At 41.4% G+C, this 16,787-nt stretch carries 12 protein-coding genes; 9 read left to right on the forward strand and 3 right to left on the reverse strand.

Going from position 1 to position 16,787, the window contains the following annotated elements; all coding sequences use genetic code 11:
• Positions 1-26: 26 nt before the first annotated feature.
• The 3 genes from ACXZ1K_RS06110 to ACXZ1K_RS06120 all read right to left on the reverse strand — a co-directional run bounded on the left by ACXZ1K_RS06110 (position 27) and on the right by ACXZ1K_RS06120 (position 1,438).
• On the reverse strand, positions 27-623 hold the full coding sequence (locus tag ACXZ1K_RS06110; protein ID WP_458972496.1) for a 2'-5' RNA ligase family protein: 597 nt from the start codon (positions 621-623) through the stop codon (positions 27-29).
• 294 nt (positions 624-917) lie between these two features.
• The gene (locus ACXZ1K_RS06115) at positions 918-1,133 is read right to left on the reverse strand and encodes a hypothetical protein (protein ID WP_458972497.1); all 216 of its coding nucleotides are present in this window, start codon (positions 1,131-1,133) and stop codon (positions 918-920) included.
• Between the two features lie 32 nt (positions 1,134-1,165).
• Entirely contained in the window at positions 1,166-1,438 is a 273-nt protein-coding gene (locus ACXZ1K_RS06120) for a hypothetical protein (protein ID WP_458972498.1), read from the reverse strand.
• A gap of 243 nt (positions 1,439-1,681) precedes the next feature.
• Here ACXZ1K_RS06120 and ACXZ1K_RS06125 point away from each other — a divergent pair, with 243 nt between their 5' ends.
• The 9 genes from ACXZ1K_RS06125 to ACXZ1K_RS06165 all read left to right on the forward strand — a co-directional run bounded on the left by ACXZ1K_RS06125 (position 1,682) and on the right by ACXZ1K_RS06165 (position 16,783).
• The gene (locus tag ACXZ1K_RS06125) at positions 1,682-3,835 is read left to right on the forward strand and encodes a hypothetical protein (protein WP_458972499.1); all 2,154 of its coding nucleotides are present in this window, start codon (positions 1,682-1,684) and stop codon (positions 3,833-3,835) included.
• Positions 3,836-3,868: 33 nt separating this feature from the next.
• Positions 3,869-5,866, forward strand: a complete 1,998-nt coding sequence (locus ACXZ1K_RS06130; RefSeq protein WP_458972500.1) for a beta-L-arabinofuranosidase domain-containing protein — start codon at positions 3,869-3,871, stop codon at positions 5,864-5,866.
• 72 nt (positions 5,867-5,938) lie between these two features.
• Entirely contained in the window at positions 5,939-6,163 is a 225-nt protein-coding gene (locus tag ACXZ1K_RS06135) for a CDGSH iron-sulfur domain-containing protein (RefSeq protein WP_458972501.1), read from the forward strand.
• A gap of 35 nt (positions 6,164-6,198) precedes the next feature.
• Complete coding sequence (locus ACXZ1K_RS06140) at positions 6,199-8,241, forward strand: ATP-binding protein (RefSeq protein WP_458972502.1); 2,043 nt, start codon at positions 6,199-6,201, stop codon at positions 8,239-8,241.
• A 354-nt stretch (positions 8,242-8,595) separates the two neighbouring features.
• A complete protein-coding gene (locus ACXZ1K_RS06145) occupies positions 8,596-9,510 on the forward strand; it encodes a sigma-70 family RNA polymerase sigma factor (protein ID WP_458972503.1) in 915 nt (304 codons plus the stop codon).
• Positions 9,511-10,114: 604 nt separating this feature from the next.
• A complete protein-coding gene (locus tag ACXZ1K_RS06150; RefSeq protein WP_458972504.1) occupies positions 10,115-10,696 on the forward strand; it encodes an RNA polymerase sigma-70 factor in 582 nt (193 codons plus the stop codon).
• 76 nt (positions 10,697-10,772) lie between these two features.
• Positions 10,773-11,921 (forward strand): FecR family protein, encoded by a 1,149-nt coding sequence (locus ACXZ1K_RS06155; RefSeq protein WP_458972505.1) that lies wholly within the window; start codon positions 10,773-10,775, stop codon positions 11,919-11,921.
• Between the two features lie 282 nt (positions 11,922-12,203).
• Positions 12,204-15,392: a SusC/RagA family TonB-linked outer membrane protein gene (locus ACXZ1K_RS06160; protein WP_458972506.1), complete on the forward strand. Its 3,189-nt coding sequence runs from the start codon at positions 12,204-12,206 to the stop codon at positions 15,390-15,392.
• A gap of 8 nt (positions 15,393-15,400) precedes the next feature.
• Entirely contained in the window at positions 15,401-16,783 is a 1,383-nt protein-coding gene (locus tag ACXZ1K_RS06165) for a RagB/SusD family nutrient uptake outer membrane protein (RefSeq protein WP_458972507.1), read from the forward strand.
• Positions 16,784-16,787: the final 4 nt, after the last annotated feature.

The raw sequence follows: 16,787 nt of genomic DNA on the forward strand, positions 1-16,787 counted from the left end.
CGAAAAGTAGAGCGGGATTTTTGCTTTTAGAATAATTTTGTTTGAGTGTCTAATAGCCCTTTTCCTAAGAGAGGGTATTCACCTAAAATCTCATATTTCAAATTGGCATAGGTAAACGGCCTTTTTAATAACAAAATACGATTCGCAGTAGTAGAAGATTGATAATCTACATTTTTCCAACTTGGCCATGCCTTTGAGAATTCCAACTCTGGGATTCCTTTTGCTATAGTTAAATGAGCATTTTTTATATTATAGTGAGGTGGGTAGTCCTTCATAGACTTCAATATTGGTTTGCAAACTTTCCTAATATGCCGTACCATTTCTGAAAATTCTTTTTCATCTTTCAATTTTACATAAAGTGTATAGGTTTGTGTAGAAAAATAGTCAAATCCGCAAAGGTCTATTTGGAATGGTGGAATATTTGCGATCTCTCTTTCAAAACATTTAACTAGTCTTTCTTCGTTGTGAACAGGTTGAATGATATCGAGCACGGTAAAATGAGGAAGAGAAGAATCCCAGTCATATTCTGTTTTACATCGAATTTTCATGCGCATAGCATCTGAACTAACACACTTATTCGGCTTTATTATCGCTAGGTATTGATTAAAATTATTATTTTCCATATTTAATTTTTAAACTAAATTACTATTTTTTTTAGTATTTATCTCTTTTATTTTAAATTTTATATAATTTTGCTAACGGATATTCATCTGCAAGTGTATGACAGCTAAGCTTACTATTTAAATGAAAACATAATTTTCGCAGTTCTTTATCTCTACCCACGCTTTCAGAAATTGAATCACTTCCAATGTTTGTCAAAAGCAGTAAATCGTGACAAAAGAGGTAGACAAATGTAATTTTGGGTGCTCATTTCGCCTTGTCCAGGAATATTCCACTCAAGGACACGTTAATTCCTCTTACTTGATAAATTCGCAGGCGAATCGGGCCTTGGAAATTAAACTCACATACTTACCCTTGTCATAATGTCTTACATAAATCATCGGCCCTACCAAATTCAATGTGTTCATATCAAATATTTCGATAGCAGATCTTCTTCCTGGGTCACCTTTGTCCAGAAAGTATAAAGAAATCCGGTGTGGCTCGGTATCATTTACCGGAAAGTCAATCGTCATGGACTGTTCGCAAATATTGTTGTCCTTTGTGGCTATGGCACCGAAGTCATTAAAGTGAACATCTTTGCTGAGCTTGGTTTCAATGAAACCGGCTTCAGATGGTAAACCTCAAGCTCATCTGTTGCTTTTGGCGATGCCCATTTCATATTTACCAATGGGTCTGGAGATAATGGAAATAATTTTCCCGCTCTAGCCTCTGAAACTGGCTCATAATTAATTTTCTGTCCATAGGAACCTTGTATACAAAGGGTCATCCAAAGAACAGAAATGGAAGGATAAATAAAGTAAGCTTTTGACCAATTCATGTGGATGGGATATTCAAGATACCTTTCAAAAATAGCTGTTAGTCCTTTAAGCAGATTGTCCCGATCGAAACTTTGTTTGTTCTTTTTGATATTTTACCCAGATTTTTTAACTTTTCTCCTTTGTCTATTAATAAAATATCAAAAAGCGCAACGAATTCAACATTTTTAGTAATCCGAAATATAATTCTAAGCCTAAATTTGACCTATTATTGTTTTTAACTAGAAAAACGCCAAAGCAAGCACATGAAGATTGATCCTGATTTAAAGCCTACTCAGATAATTAATAACTGGAATTACAAAATATTGTGCGGCTATTGTCTAATAGTCTCGGCCTTAGTTGCTTTTATTCCAACTGTCGTCGCTCAAAAGATTGATCGCAAAGCGTTGGTTAGTCGCCATAATCTCCACATCACAAAAAAGGACTTAAGAGGCCCTACTCAGGTAGGTAATGGCCATTTTGCATTCGGTTTTGATATTACTGGCTTGCAAACTTTTTATGATGATGTGAACACACTATCAGACTGGGGCTGGCATAAATTCCCCGTACCCAAAGGAACAGATCCATACCTGTACAAAGGCCGCGAGTGGAATATGCAAGGTAGATGGGTACGTTATGATGTACATAACGAGCAGGAGCATGATTTGTATTATTGGATGCGTGCCAATCCTCAACGCCTCAATTTAGGGAGGTTAAAGTTCATTTTTAAGGACAATGATGGACGCTTGCTCAACTTAAAGGATATTGAATCACCTGTTCAAGATTTGGATATGTGGACGGGCGTTGCCGTGAGTAGTTATCAGATTGCAGGAAAAAAAGTAATCGTAACGACTATATGTGACCCTGTAAAAGATGCAATTACCCTTAAAGTACAAGCCCCTAAATTAAACGATGGAACCATCATGTTGCAGCTGGAATTTCCTTATGCATCCAACCAGGAATTCAGCAATGCAGGCGATTGGAATAATCCAGACAAGCACATCACTACAGCCAATATCGGTAAAGACAACGCAACTTTTACGCGGAAACTGGATTCGACTAGCTTTGATGTATTGCTATCTTGGAAGGGTGGCGGAAAGCTCGAGAGAAAGAACATGCATACCTATTTGTTAGCTCCTAAGGGTGGTTCAACCATTGAGGTGTCCTTGGGTTTTCAGGATCTGGGTACAACATTACAGCTTCCAACATTTACCTCAACAAAGCTGGCGAGCATTCAAAAATGGAAATCATTCTGGAACACCGGTGGTGCTATTGACCTTTCAAAAAGTAGGGATCCACGCTGGAAAGAGTTAGAGCGTCGCATTGTTCTTTCACAGTATTTAATGGAAGTGAACGAAGCAGGAACATTACCTCCGCAAGAAAGTGGACTTGTCAATAATGGATGGTATGGGAAATACCATTTTGAGATGTTGTGGTGGCATGCTGCCCATTATGCATTGTGGGGAAGGATGTCTAAAATGGACGGGCTAACTTCTATCTATCGGTCAGATGTGTCCTACTATGTTCCAAAAGCAAAGGAACAAGGCTATGATGGTGTAAGATGGCCCAAAACACTCGGAGGGCGGGAAAGGTGGGAATGGCCCAATGAAACCAACCCTCTTCTGATCTGGCAACAGCCCCATCCTATTTTCTTCGCTGAACTGGATTACAGAAGTAATCCAACACCGGCTACTATTAACAAATGGAAAGATATTGTACTAAAAACAGCCGATTTTATGGCCTCATATCCAGTGTATAACCGATTGGAAAACCGTTTCATTCTGGGCTATCCATTACAGGTCGTATCAGAGAATGCAGATCAACATACCACCATCAATCCCGTATTTGAGTTGAGTTACTGGAGAACAGGTCTGCGTTTAGCCCAGGATTGGAGAAAGCGTATGGGGCTTAAGGAGAACAAAAAATATCAGGACGTCCTTGATAAACTTTCGGCCCTTCCTGAAAAAGATGGGAAATATGAATCTTGGGAAAATATCCACAACATGTGGTCAATTTACAATTTTGAGCACCCAGCGCTTATTGGCGCCTATGGTATGTTGCCTGGCGATGGCGTAGATATTCAAACAATGGACAGAACATTAAGCATGGTTGAAAAGACATGGAAGTTTGAACATACCTGGGGTTGGGATTTTCCGATGCTCGCAATGACTGCAGCACGGTTGGGACATGCAGACAAAGCCGTCAGTTACCTGCTGGATTATCCAAGCTTCACTTGGGATGAACACGGCCTTTCGGGCGGTGGCATCGCACCATATCCCTACTTTCCAAGTAATGGCGGTTTATTGTACGCAGTGGCGATGATGGCCCAAGGCTGGGATGGTTCAACGGGATCTGCACCAGGTTTCCCAAAAGATGGTTCATGGACTGTAGTTTATGAAGGGCTCCACCCAGCACTTTAAAAACTTTTATCTACTTTAAGGATTTTAATCCATATGTACAAAAAATATAACTTTTTAATCGCTGCGCTTTTTCTGGCATCTGCGGCATTTTCACAATACATTTCACCTAAGGAAGGTTTAGTTTCTAACCCATATCAGGAGCTTCCTCTTGGCGCAATTAAACCGAAAGGCTGGTTGCTGGAAATGTTGACCCGTCAGAAAAATGGCAGTACAGGCAGTATTGACCAACAATATCCTTTGGTGATGGGTAGTCGCAATGGTTGGTTGGGCGGAGATGGCGACCAGTGGGAGCGTGGACCCTATTGGGTCGATGGTTTATTGCCTTTGGCTTACATTCTTCAAGACAAAGGCTTGATCGCCAAAGTAAGGCCTTGGATAGAATGGAGTATCAAAAGCCAGACCCCTGATGGATACTTTGGCCCGGCAAAAGATTATCCGGGTGAGGCTGGAGTGCAACGTGATAATGCGCGCGATTGGTGGCCTAAAATGGTAATGCTTAAAATCTTAAAGCAATACTTCATGGCTACTGGAGATAAAAGGGTAATCACCTTGATGACCAATTACTTTAAATATCAATTGAAGGAGCTCCCGGAGAAACCCCTTGATCATTGGACTTATTGGGCAAGATTTCGTGGTGCAGATAATCTGGCTGTTGTTTACTGGTTGTATAATAAAACCGGAGATAAATTTCTGCTGGAACTTGGCGAGCTGATCCATAAACAGACTTTTGATTTCACAAATGCCTTTCTAAATACAGATATGCTCAGTAAAATGGGCAGCATTCATACAGTCAATTTGGCTCAGGGGTTAAAAGACCCCATTGTGTACTATCAACATCATCCGGAGCAAAAGTATCTGAATGCAATGAAAAAAGGGTTTCAGGACATCCGAAACTACAACGGTATGGCGCACGGACTCTATGGTGGAGATGAGGCACTGCACGGCAATAACCCCACGCAAGGTTCGGAGTTATGCACTGCGGTGGAAATGATGTTCAGCCTGGAAACCTCGCTAGAGATTACAGGAGATGTAGACTACGCAGATAAGTTGGAAAAAATTGCATTCAACGCATTGCCAACACAAATCTCAGATGATTTTCAAACTCATCAATATTTTCAACAGGCCAACCAGGTTATGTTAACTAGGCAAATGCACAACTTCGGAGATAATCACGGTGGCACAGATCTTTGCTACGGTCTTTTAACTGGATATCCTTGCTGTGCATCAAATATGCATCAGGGTTGGCCAAAGTTTACCCAGAATTTATGGTATACTACAGTAGATAAAGGCATTGCAGCTTTAATATATTCCGCTAGTGAGGTGACCGCAAAAGTAGAAAATGGAACAGAAATTACCTTTAAAGAGGAAACCAATTATCCATTTGACGAAACTGTAAAATTTACCCTACAAAGTAGGAGGTCTGCTTCATTTCCGTTTCATTTAAGAATACCAGCATGGTGTAAAAAGGGTTTTATAAAGGTAAATGGGGTGCTTATTCAAGAAGCCGAGGGTGGTCAGATCATAAAAATTAACAGGTCTTGGATGCCGGGAGATGTGGTAGAACTTATGCTGCCAATGCATATTTTCAAAAATAAATGGTATGAGAATTCTATGTCGGTAGAACGGGGGCCGATTACCTATGCATTAAAGATTGGTGAGCAGGTAACTAAAGTAGAGAATACCAAAGACCCAAATGAATATGGAACTTCCTATACCGAAGTTCGCCCAACTACACCTTGGAATTATGGATTGTTTGATATGAACGAGGAGAAGCTGAAAGAAAATTTCAAAGTAGAAACCACCGGAAGCAATACCAATTACCCTTGGAATCTTGAAAATGCACCAATTAAAATCAAAACAAAGGCAAAGCGAATTCCATCCTGGAAACTATATAATGACATGGCCGGACCAATACCATACAGCCACATCTACGGACTGGAAAGCGAAAATGAAGAGGAGGAAATTACCTTAGTGCCCTATGGATGCACAATGCTTCGTATATCTCAATTCCCAAAGGTGGGCAGAAAATAACGTTTCTAAATTGTAATCAGATTGCCTGCGCTCGCTTCATTATTCTACTTTTGAGGTCAAACTCATTATTAGATGTCAGCAACAAAACTTACCATCAACAACAACGGCTCAGTAAAAATAGAAGGCGATTTCGAAATCGTGGACAGAAACGGTAATAACTATGGTCTTCAGGGCCGCACAGTGTTGTCAATATGCCGCTGCGGGCTTTCGAAAAATAAGCCTTTTTGCGACGGTGCACATAATGGTCATTTTGAGCATGAAGCTATAGCATTTGATCTTCCTCCAAAAAAAGTTTAGCGTATTTTTGGCATGCCTATTGAAAACATTAAGCCATGCCAGCATTTCCCATACTACCTAACGAGAAGGATCGCCATGATGCCCTATTGTCATACAAAATTCTAGATACCTTTTCTGAACAGGAATATGATGAATTGACTGCGCTCGCCACAATTATTTGCAATACACCAATTGCTTTAATTAGTCTTGTTGATGCTGAACGACAATGGTTTAAGTCAAAAAAAGGAATTACGGCTTTAGAAACTGACAGGGCGTACTCTTTTTGTGCCCATGCCATCGTCAACCCGGGTGAACTATTTGAAGTGGAAGACGCCACGAAAGATATGCGTTTCCGCGACAATCCTTTGGTTACTGGCCATCCTGATATCGCTTTTTATGCAGGGGTACCTCTCGTTAATGAAGATGGTTATGCTTTGGGCTCTTTATGTGTTATTGATTCTGTTACCAGAACACTTACTTCACAGCAGAAAAGCGCTTTAACCACCATTGCCAAACAGGTAATGGATAAAATGGAACTCAGAAGAAAGGTTAATCTTCTTGAGTCTGCGAACGAAGAAATCAGGACCAGCAATGAGCAACTCCTAATTTCCCAGGAATTGTTGACTCAAAATGAGGAGAAATTTAGATTAATGGCAGATAACATCTCGCAGTTGGCGTGGATGGCAAATCCTGGCGGTGAAATCTATTGGTACAACAAGCGCTGGTATGATTATACTGGTTCTTCATTTGATGAAATGAAAGGATGGGGATGGGCTAAGGTTCATCATCCAGACCATATTGAAGGTGTTAAAAGTAAAATAAAATTGCATTTTGATCAAGGTCTCATTTGGGAGGACACCTTTCCATTACGAGATAAAGATGGAAATTTTCAATGGTTCTTATCCCGAGCAGTTCCAACTAAAGACAAACATGGAGCCGTTACCAATTGGTTTGGTACCAATACAGAGATCACCGAGCAAATTATCGCACGTGAAAAGCTGGAAGCGGCACAGAAGCATTTAACCACTGCTTTTACCAAATTGGAACAAACGGAGCAAAAGCAAAGCATCGCCATATCACAAGCTAAGTTGGGTACCTTCAGTATCAACGGCCAAACCGGTAAAATCAGTTCATCATCTAGATCCAAAGAAATATTTGGTTATACAGGAGATAAAGAAATGCCCTATGAAGCGGTCATAAGCCAGGTCGGGATAGAATTTCAGGAGCAAGTCAGGAAGGCTGTTGAAGCGGTATTCGCCAATGGTGACGATTTTAATTTAGAATTTTCTATTGTTGATTACCATACAGGAAAAGTGAGATGGGTTAAAGTTACCGGTAAGCTATACCGTTCGGAACTTGAGGGTGCAGGCAATTTTTCTGGGACAATGTTAGATATAACAGAACAAAAGGAAGACGAACTACGGAAAAATGATTTTATTGCCATGGTAAGTCATGAGTTGAAAACACCTCTAACTTCATTGAATGGTTTTATCCAGGTTTTGGAATATAAGGCTAAAAGAGCTACTGATACTTTCTCAGAGAACATTTTAGAAAAAGCAAAACGTCAAATTGGAAAAATGACAACCATGATCAATGGGTTTTTGAATATCTCTAAATTAGAATCCGGTAAAATTCATATTGATAAGCAACGCTTTGATATGAAGGAGCTGATTAAAGAGATTGAAGAGGAAATACTCCCAGTTACCAACTCACATCACATCATTTTTGATCCGGTGCTCACCACTTGGGTAGATGGTGATAGAGATAAAATTGGTCAGGTGATCACAAATTATATAAGTAATGCGCTCAAGTATTCTGCGCCTGGTACTAAGATTCAGATAGCTTGTGTTGCAGAAGAGAATTGTTCAAAAGTCAGCGTACGGGATGAGGGGATGGGTATTGCTCAAAAGGACATCAATCAATTATTTGAAAGATACTACCGTGTAGAAGGCCATGAAATGCGCAGTATTGCTGGCTTTGGGATTGGCTTATACCTCTGTTCAGAAATTATAAAAAGGCATAATGGAAAGGTTTGGGTAGAAAGCAAACCAAAAGTAGGTTCCACGTTTTATTTCAGCATACCGGTAATTGAAGATTAGCAGCATTGCGCTGTTAGGGTAAGTCACAGTTCTGTTCGTGTTTCGTTATAGGTTGGTTAATCCTTGGTAGGTCCTTGGGTAATCCTTTGTTAGACTATAAACGAAGCAAGGTCTTGGGTAAGGCTAGTTAACATTTATATAAATACTATATAAACCTTAACTCATTCCGAACGGAGCAGAAAACCTGGCAAAGTGCAAACTATGTGCAATCTATCTCCCTGGTGCGTACAGTTTTCTGTGGACAAACCAAATAAAAATTGGCGGCTAACCTTAAGCCCTCCTTTCAAACAGAAATAAATATGGTAGAAGATTCATTTATAAGGAAAATTTAACGATTCACTCTGAATTCATGAAATGAAAAAGCCAGCTGACGAACTTTGCCGTGGAACCAAATGCCGTATGAGAGAGTTTAAGATCGTCAATAAAATCACCAACAGAAATGAAGACATGTTGGGGCGTTACCTTCATGATATTTCTAGTTATCAATTGATAACGAATGTAGAGGAAGAAGACTTGGCCAGGCAAATAAAACTGGGCAACAAGGCTGCCGAACACCGCTTAGTTACCGCTAATTTACGCTTCGTGGTGTCCTGTGCTAAGAAGTATCAAAATATGGGGATGAACCTTACTGATTTGATTAGTGAAGGAAATTTAGGCTTAATTAAAGCTGCTGGGCTTTTTGATCAAACTCGTGGTTTTAAGTTTATTTCCTATGCAGTGTGGTGGATCAGGCAGGCCATGTTGAATGCCTTAAATGAAAATCTGCGCGTGGTACGTATACCCATGAATAAGCAGAATGATTTGGGAGAGATTAATAAGATTGCGCGGAAGTTGGAGCAAGTATTGGAACGAGAACCTACGATTGCAGAACTTGCTGAAGAAATTGGCAAAACAGAAGCACACGTTGCAGATGTAATCTTGGTAAACGATAGGGGAACTTATCTCGATGACATTATGCCGGGTGCAAGTGAAAGCAACAATTTGATGGATTATCTTCACAATCCAGATGGGCACGGTACAGAAGGTTGGGTTAATGAAGAGGATCTCGATTACCAGGCAAAGTTTTTCTTAACTACGCTTTCAGAACGCGATAGGAAGTTGATCATTCATCTATTCGGGCTTTTCGGTGCTCCTATGCTGGAACCGGAAGATGTTGGAGTTCTACTCAACCTTTCCGCAGAACGTGTAAGACAGTTAAAGACAAAAGCGATAAAAAAAATGCGAGAAAGCAGGGTCTCTCTCCAAAGTGGCCCTGCTTTTTTCTATTAACTACCTAAATCTTGTGCCGTGAAAATCACGAACACTAGAAACTCCCTTATCCAACATGGGAGATTCCTGCGGTGGTTAGTACCTCTACTAACCTAGGGTCACAGGTATTTTTTTTGCCTTAGTATGAATCAGGTTTGTTGGCGATTCAAAATTGCACTTTACATATTAATAATGGCGGCGTTGCGCAAATATTAGAAAATTTTGCGGAAAATGCAGTCGTAATTCCAAATAATATTTTGTTTTCCTTATGTTGCAAATCTATTTTCAAAATTTAAAGGAGGTGAATCTCGGTAATTATGTGCCCTGCTCTCGCTACTTGAGATCACTGTAACTGAATGTCCGACATTTACCAATTCGGTTACCAGTGGTTTTCCAATGTTCCGATAGAGCCTGTTCATACAATTTTCATAATTTTAGCTTATAAAACGAACTTCGAAAATAGAAGCACCTTGAATTTAACCATATGGCGCAATTTTGTAGTCAAAGGGATTCTGTAATTGATGGTAACTTCCTGATTTAGATGTTTTGCAAGTTTTCTGAGTTCAGAAAAAGGAAATAAATATTATGTTTGTTTAGAAAACTAATCTAATAGGGACTTATACCAATGGCATCTTCCAATATTTCAGTTGATCTGAACCTATTTACCCTGATTAAAGCGGGGAATGTTGATGCTTTCACCGAGATATACAATAGGTATTTCGATTTACTCTACATACATGCGCTCAAACGGGTGAGAGATGAAGATGCTGCAAAGGACCTGATTCAGGATTTGTTTACGGCATTATGGAATAAGAGAGAAAAGCTGGATCAGCTTACTAATCCAAGCCACTATTTATATACAGCAACTCGTAACGGTGTCTTAAATTACATTGCCCGGCAAAAAGTAGAATCAGCATACACCACCGCACTTCCCAACTTAGAAGCCGTTGGAATAAATCAGACTGACTACTTAACCAGGGAGAAGCAATTGCAAGCTTTAATTGATAAAGAAGTCGGTGAATTACCAGAAAAAATGCGACTTATTTTTCAGTTGAGCAGGTCCGAAGGCTTAAGTCATAAGGAAATTGCAGTCCGATTGGGTCTTTCTGAGTTAACTGTGAAAACCCAGGTTAAAAATGCCTTGCGAATTCTAAGGGGCAAACTAGGGATTGTACTCTATCTTCTGATGGTTTTTGGTAACAAGTAATGCTATTTTGATTTCGTTCTACCCCCAAAGGTATGTTTGATCTGTCTATATCTAAATGGCTCCAAACTGCTAACATATGCATCCTCAAGATTTACAATCCCTAATCACAAAGTACCTCGCAGGTCAATGCACTGAAGCGGAAAAAGCGCTCCTGGAAAATTGGTACCTTACCTGGAAACCGGAAAAAGTTGCTGTCGAGGAAGATCAAATGTTAACTACCAAGGAAGAGGTTTTTGCTCAACTTCCCATACATTTTATCCCTAAAAAGGTTGCATTGTGGAAATATGTTGCATCTGTGGCTGCACTTTTATTTTTAGCTTTAAGCGCTAGCCTTTTTCTTCTTTCAAGAGACACTCAATATAATATTATTGAAATTGCAGCAGGTTCCTATGACATTCCGCCCGGCCGCAGCGGTGCAACCTTAACCCTGTCAAACGGCAATGTAATTGCATTGAGTAGTTCACAAAATGGCATGGTGGTCAGTGGAAGGAAAATAAAGTATAATGATGGAACTGATTTGCAGGGAACAATTGCAGAAATATCTACAGAGGGAGCGCCTCAAATCCTGAAAGCTAGTACAGGCAAAGGTCAAACTTATGAAGTAACACTACCGGATGGAACTCATGTTTGGTTAAATTCAGCTTCGTCTATACAATTCCCAACAGTTTTTAAAGACACAGATAAAAGAGTGGTTGCAATTACTGGTGAAGCTTATTTTGAGGTCAGTAAGCAATTTTTAGGAGGTACAATTTATCCAAAGACTCAAAGGCAGGCTTTTGAAGTTCACTCCGGCAATCAAATTGTGGAGGTTTTAGGAACCCATTTTAATATCAATAGCTACGGGGATGAACATACCATCATGACTACACTGCTTGAAGGTAGTGTGCGCGTGAGCGCTGCTGGCAATAGCAGAATATTGAGGCCAAATCAGCAGGCAGCACTTGTGAACAACACATTTAAAATAGCTGAGGTACAGGCCGAAGATGCCATAGATTGGAAGCGTGGAGATTTTGAGTTTAATACAGAGCCCTTATTTTCTATCATGCACAAGATATCCAGGTGGTATGATGTGGATGTGATCTATGAACAAGGAGTGGATAAAAGCCAAACCTTCAGCGGAAAAGTAACCCGGGAACAGAGTATCTCCAATGTTTTAGAAATTATGCAGACGACCAGGCGACTGAGATTTAAAATCGAAGGTCGGCAAGTTACTGTAATGAAATAACCGAGCACAATTAATTAATCAACTAAACTAAACAACCAGACCACACATGAAGAAAATTTTACTAGAATAATTTCAGGAATAACCATCGGTGACTAAATAAAAAACCGCATTCCGACTGCGAATCGAAACACGGTCTATGTTTGAGTTAACCCTTTCCGGAAACCGGAAAAAATAATTTTGCGACTATTTCATGTATTAACCCAGACCATCAAAAGTATGAAAATAAATGCTTTTAACCTAGGTATGCTCCGCCTCGGCATACCGCCTAAAATTCTATTGATTATGAGATTAATCATAGTTTTATTAACCACCGCAATATTTCAGGTAAGTGCAACTTCCTATGGGCAAACTGTAACCTTGAAAAGGAAAAATGCATCACTGGCAACTGTTTTCACAGACATCAGGAAACAGACCGGGTACGATTTCTTTTACAGTGATAAAATGATGTCAACCACTAACCCCATTACAATAAACTTAATCAATATCAGTCTGCGCGAAGCACTCAAGCAAATTTTTGAGAATCAATCTCTAAATTTTGAACTAATGGACAAAGCAGTAGTTGTTACGGAAAAGCAAAAGACCTTTCTGGATAAGGTCGCCGGCCTGTTTGAGAATATTGAAGTTTCCGGTCGCATAGTTAACGAGGACGGAAATCCGCTACCAGGCGCCACCATCTTTATTAAAGGAACAAACCAATCCGTTTACAGCAGTACTACCGGTTACTTTACCTTAAAGAATGTAGAGGAGAAAGCAGTGATTGTGGTGCGTTCAGTAGGCTATCTCACAAAGGAACTGAACGCAAAAGCGGATCTTGGTGTGATCAAACTGGAGGTCAGCAACTCTAAGCTGGATGAAGTATTTGTAGTTGCTTACGGAACGTCCACCAAACGCTTAACTACCGGTTCCTCCACCACTATCAATGGCGAAGAAATTACAAAGCAACCAATCTCTAATCCTATTTTAGGGCTGAGCGGACGCGTTCCAGGCTTGTTCATCACCCAAAGCTCCGGCTATGCAGGCGCTACCTATAATGCATCTATCAGGGGACAAACAAGTTTAGGCTTCAACGCCAGTACCCCTTTGTATGTTATAGATGGGATCCCTTTCGGAGATAAACCGGTAGAACAAACCGCCGGCGGATTTGGTTTAACTGCTTTTAGCCCGCTAAACAACATTAGTCCAGATGAAATTGAAAGCATTACTGTCCTTAAAGATGCCGATGCAACGGCAATTTACGGATCCAGGGGTGCTAACGGAGTGATCCTAATCACCACCAAAAAAGGAAAGCCAGGCAATAACATCAGCGTAGATGTGAACACAGGCTTCGGCAAGGCTACCAACGAACTGAAAATGCTGGGCACAGAGCAGTATTTGTCAATCAGGAACCAGGCATTCGCCAACGATGGGGTAACACCTACTTTAGCCAATGCGCCCGACCTGAAACTGTGGGACCAATCAGCTTACACCAATTATCCCAAATTGCTTACTGGCAATACCTCTCACCAAACTAATGCGGCAATTAATGTGTCAGGAGGAAATGCCTATGATCAGTACCTGATTTCAGGAAATTACAGAAAGGAATCCACGATCTTGAAAACAAGCACTGCAGATGAGGCCGTTCAGTTCCACAGCAGTATACAGCATAAAAGTGAAAATGACAAATTCAGCATCGGGCTAACCAGCAGTTACAGTATAGATAATAACAGCATACCCAACTATACCATAGGCAACCAGAATTACGCACTGCCGCCCAATTACCCATTGTATAACCCAAGCGGGACATTATACTTCGGCCCCGGCTTTACCAGTCCGCTCGCAGCGTTCAACACCAGGGTTGGATTAAAATCTACCAACTTTGTAAGCAGCATGAATTTGCGTTATACGATCTTACCGGGACTTACGGCAAAGGCCGATCTGGGTTACAACTACATCAATGTATTCTCTTCAAACGTTTCTCCTGCAGAAGCTTTCGATCCCAATACAAATTTTACACAAACCACCTTTTTGGGAAATAATTATGTAAAAACCTATATCGCAGAACCGCAGTTAAATTATACACATACCTGGGGTAAAGGAAAATTAAATGCGCTATTGGGCGGTAGCTGGCAGCAAACACAATCCGTACAACCTTATTACCTGTTCGGGTCATTCAACAACAAACTGCTGGCAACAAGTTTAGCAGCACTGACGGTATTTTTCCAGACATCAGGTTATACCGACTATAAATACGATTCGGGATTCGGACGTGTGGAGTATGATTGGGCAGGCAAATACCTGATCAGCGGTAACATCCGGAGAGATGGTTCGTCCAGGTTTGGTCCCGAGCGACCATTCGGTACCTTCGGCAGCGGGGCAGCAGCCTGGATCTTTTCACAAGAAAATATAATTGCAGAAAAACTGCCATTACTAAGCTTCGGTAAATTGAAGGCAAGCTACGGAAGTGTGGGGAGCGACAAATCCATCCAGGAATATGCTTACCTCAGCACCTATCTGGCCAATGGTACCTACGGACCCACTACAAGCTTAACCCCTTCCCGTATCCTTAACCCTTATTTACAATGGGAAGTAACGAAGAAACTGGATGTGGCCCTTGAACTCGGCTTCTTTAAAGACAGGGTGTTTGTTTCAGGAAATTACTACCGCAACCGTTCCAGTAACTTGTTGGCCAGCATTCCACTACCCGGACAAACAGGATTCGGCAATTATAGTGGAAACATACCTGCCACAGTGCAAAACAAAGGCTTTGAGTTTGAATTGGCCACTACCAATATCAGCAACAGCGAACTTACCTGGCGGTCGTCGTTTAACCTCAGCATCCCGCGAAACAAGCTGCTTTCATTTCCAGATATCCAGAAGTCCTCCTATGCCAACACTTACGTAGTAGGCAAGTCCTTAAACCTACGCACGGTTTACCATTCCACAGGAATCGTTAATGGTATCCCTACCGCACAGGACGTGAATGGCGACGGGGTGATTACCGGCGGACTTAACGGCGATCAAATTGTTTCAGGCAACCTCGACCCTAAATTCTTCGGTGGCTTCAACAATACCTTTACTTATAAAGGGATTCAGCTCGACTTCCTGTTCCAGTTTACCAACCGCACCGCGCAGCGGGGAGATTTAAGCCTGTTTACCTATCCGGGCCGTGCGAACAACATTCCTGTAAGTATGCTGGATATCCCGCTGAAGTATTCAGCTACTGCGGGTTCTCAGGCCCTCAATTCCTACTTTTTCTATGCCGGTTCAGATGCAGCAGTTGAAAGTGCATCGTTTGTGCGCCTGAAGAATGTTTCCCTGTCTTACAACCTGCCACAGGTATGGATTACAAAGCTGAAACTTTCCAATGTTCAGGTATATGCACACGGACAAAACTTGCTGACCTTCACCAAATATAAAGGTATTGATCCTGAAACAATGGGTAATATCCCTCCTTTAAAAATGTTGGTTACCGGTATCAAACTTACTTTATAACATCCGCCATGAAAAGAGAAAATACATTTAAAATATACGCCGTAGTGTTCAGCCTCGGGCTGTTGTTTACACTCGGCAGCTGCAAAAAATTAATAGAAATAAATCCATCCAGCACACAGCTGTTAACATCTACGGTATTTACAGATTCTGCCACTGTGCAGTCTACGCTGGGTGGTATGTACAGCACTTTCGGAATACAGTCGGGACCCTACCGACTGGGATTGTCTACCCTGCCGGCATTTAGCGCCGATGAACTACAATATGTGGGTACAAATTTCGACAACTACGCAAACAATGCCATCCTGTCGACCGACGCGAATGTGAACTCCATCTGGACGAATACCTACAGTGCTATCTATTCCGCAAACGCCATAATAGAGGGGGTACTGGGAAGCTCGGCCATTAGTACCAACTTTAAGAACCAGGCTATGGCAGAGGCTAGGTTCATTCGGTCTTTTTGCTATTTCTACCTCATCAATCTTTATGGCGATGTTCCGCTCATCCTAACAACGGATGTTGCTAAAAACATTACGCTGCCAAGAACACCGGTAGCTACAGTCTATGCCCAAATTATCGAAGACTTGAAGTTCGCCCAAAATAACCTTCGGGCCGATTATTCTATTTCCGCAGGTACAAGGACCCGCGTTAACAAATGGGCGGCTACCGCCATGCTTGCGAGGGTTTATCTGTATATTGGCGATTGGGCAAATGCAGAAGCACAGGCCTCCAGTGTCATTGGTAATACCGCGCTTTTTGAACTCAACAGGGATTTAAACAAGGTTTTCGTGCCAACCAGCAAGGAGGCCATTTTCCAGTTATATAATGACAATAACGGTTACACCTGGTACGCAATTACCGTATTGCCCAATCCGGTTTCCAAAGTACCTACCTACGTTTTCAATCCAGCCTTAACAGCTGGTTTCGAAACGGGTGATGCCCGTAAAACCGCATGGGCTGCAACTCTGGTTTACAACGGGGTTACCTACACCTATCCTTACAAATACAAGAGCATTACGTTGAGTGCAAATGCAGAATACTACACCCTCTTACGCTTGGGCGAGCAATTCCTGATCCGTGCAGAAGCAAGAGCACAGCAAGGGAACATCAACGGGGCGAAGGATGATCTTTTCGCCATCCGCGACAGGGCGGGCTTGGGCGTTTCTACAGCAACAGATAAGCCATCAGCCTTGCTGGCAGTTGAACAGGAGCGAAGAATTGAACTCAATAATGAATGGGGACACCGCTGGCTTGACCTTAAACGTACCGGCAGGGTAAATACAGTCATCAAATCCTTAAAACCTAATTTCAATCCTGATGCCGCCTTATATCCGATACCAAATGCGCAAAGGTTACTCAATAGCAGTTTAACTCAAAACCCAGGATACAATTAAACAA

The organism is Pedobacter jaeyakensis (assembly GCF_054461315.1).

Excerpts from the sequence above, each read along its gene's own strand:
- ACXZ1K_RS06145 (WP_458972503.1), top strand. The coding sequence starts at position 8,596 with ATGAAAAAGCCAGCTGACGAACTTTGCCGTGGAACCAAATGCCGTATG.
- ACXZ1K_RS06130 (WP_458972500.1), top strand. The coding sequence starts at position 3,869 with ATGTACAAAAAATATAACTTTTTAATCGCTGCGCTTTTTCTGGCATCT.
- ACXZ1K_RS06155 (WP_458972505.1), top strand. The coding sequence starts at position 10,773 with ATGCATCCTCAAGATTTACAATCCCTAATCACAAAGTACCTCGCAGGT.
- ACXZ1K_RS06120 (WP_458972498.1), bottom strand. The coding sequence starts at position 1,438 with ATGAATTGGTCAAAAGCTTACTTTATTTATCCTTCCATTTCTGTTCTT.
- ACXZ1K_RS06125 (WP_458972499.1), top strand. The coding sequence starts at position 1,682 with ATGAAGATTGATCCTGATTTAAAGCCTACTCAGATAATTAATAACTGG.
- ACXZ1K_RS06135 (WP_458972501.1), top strand. The coding sequence starts at position 5,939 with ATGTCAGCAACAAAACTTACCATCAACAACAACGGCTCAGTAAAAATA.
- ACXZ1K_RS06110 (WP_458972496.1), bottom strand. The coding sequence starts at position 623 with ATGGAAAATAATAATTTTAATCAATACCTAGCGATAATAAAGCCGAAT.
- ACXZ1K_RS06140 (WP_458972502.1), top strand. The coding sequence starts at position 6,199 with ATGCCAGCATTTCCCATACTACCTAACGAGAAGGATCGCCATGATGCC.
- ACXZ1K_RS06150 (WP_458972504.1), top strand. The coding sequence starts at position 10,115 with ATGGCATCTTCCAATATTTCAGTTGATCTGAACCTATTTACCCTGATT.
- ACXZ1K_RS06115 (WP_458972497.1), bottom strand. The coding sequence starts at position 1,133 with ATGACGATTGACTTTCCGGTAAATGATACCGAGCCACACCGGATTTCT.
- ACXZ1K_RS06160 (WP_458972506.1), top strand. The coding sequence starts at position 12,204 with ATGAGATTAATCATAGTTTTATTAACCACCGCAATATTTCAGGTAAGT.
- ACXZ1K_RS06165 (WP_458972507.1), top strand. The coding sequence starts at position 15,401 with ATGAAAAGAGAAAATACATTTAAAATATACGCCGTAGTGTTCAGCCTC.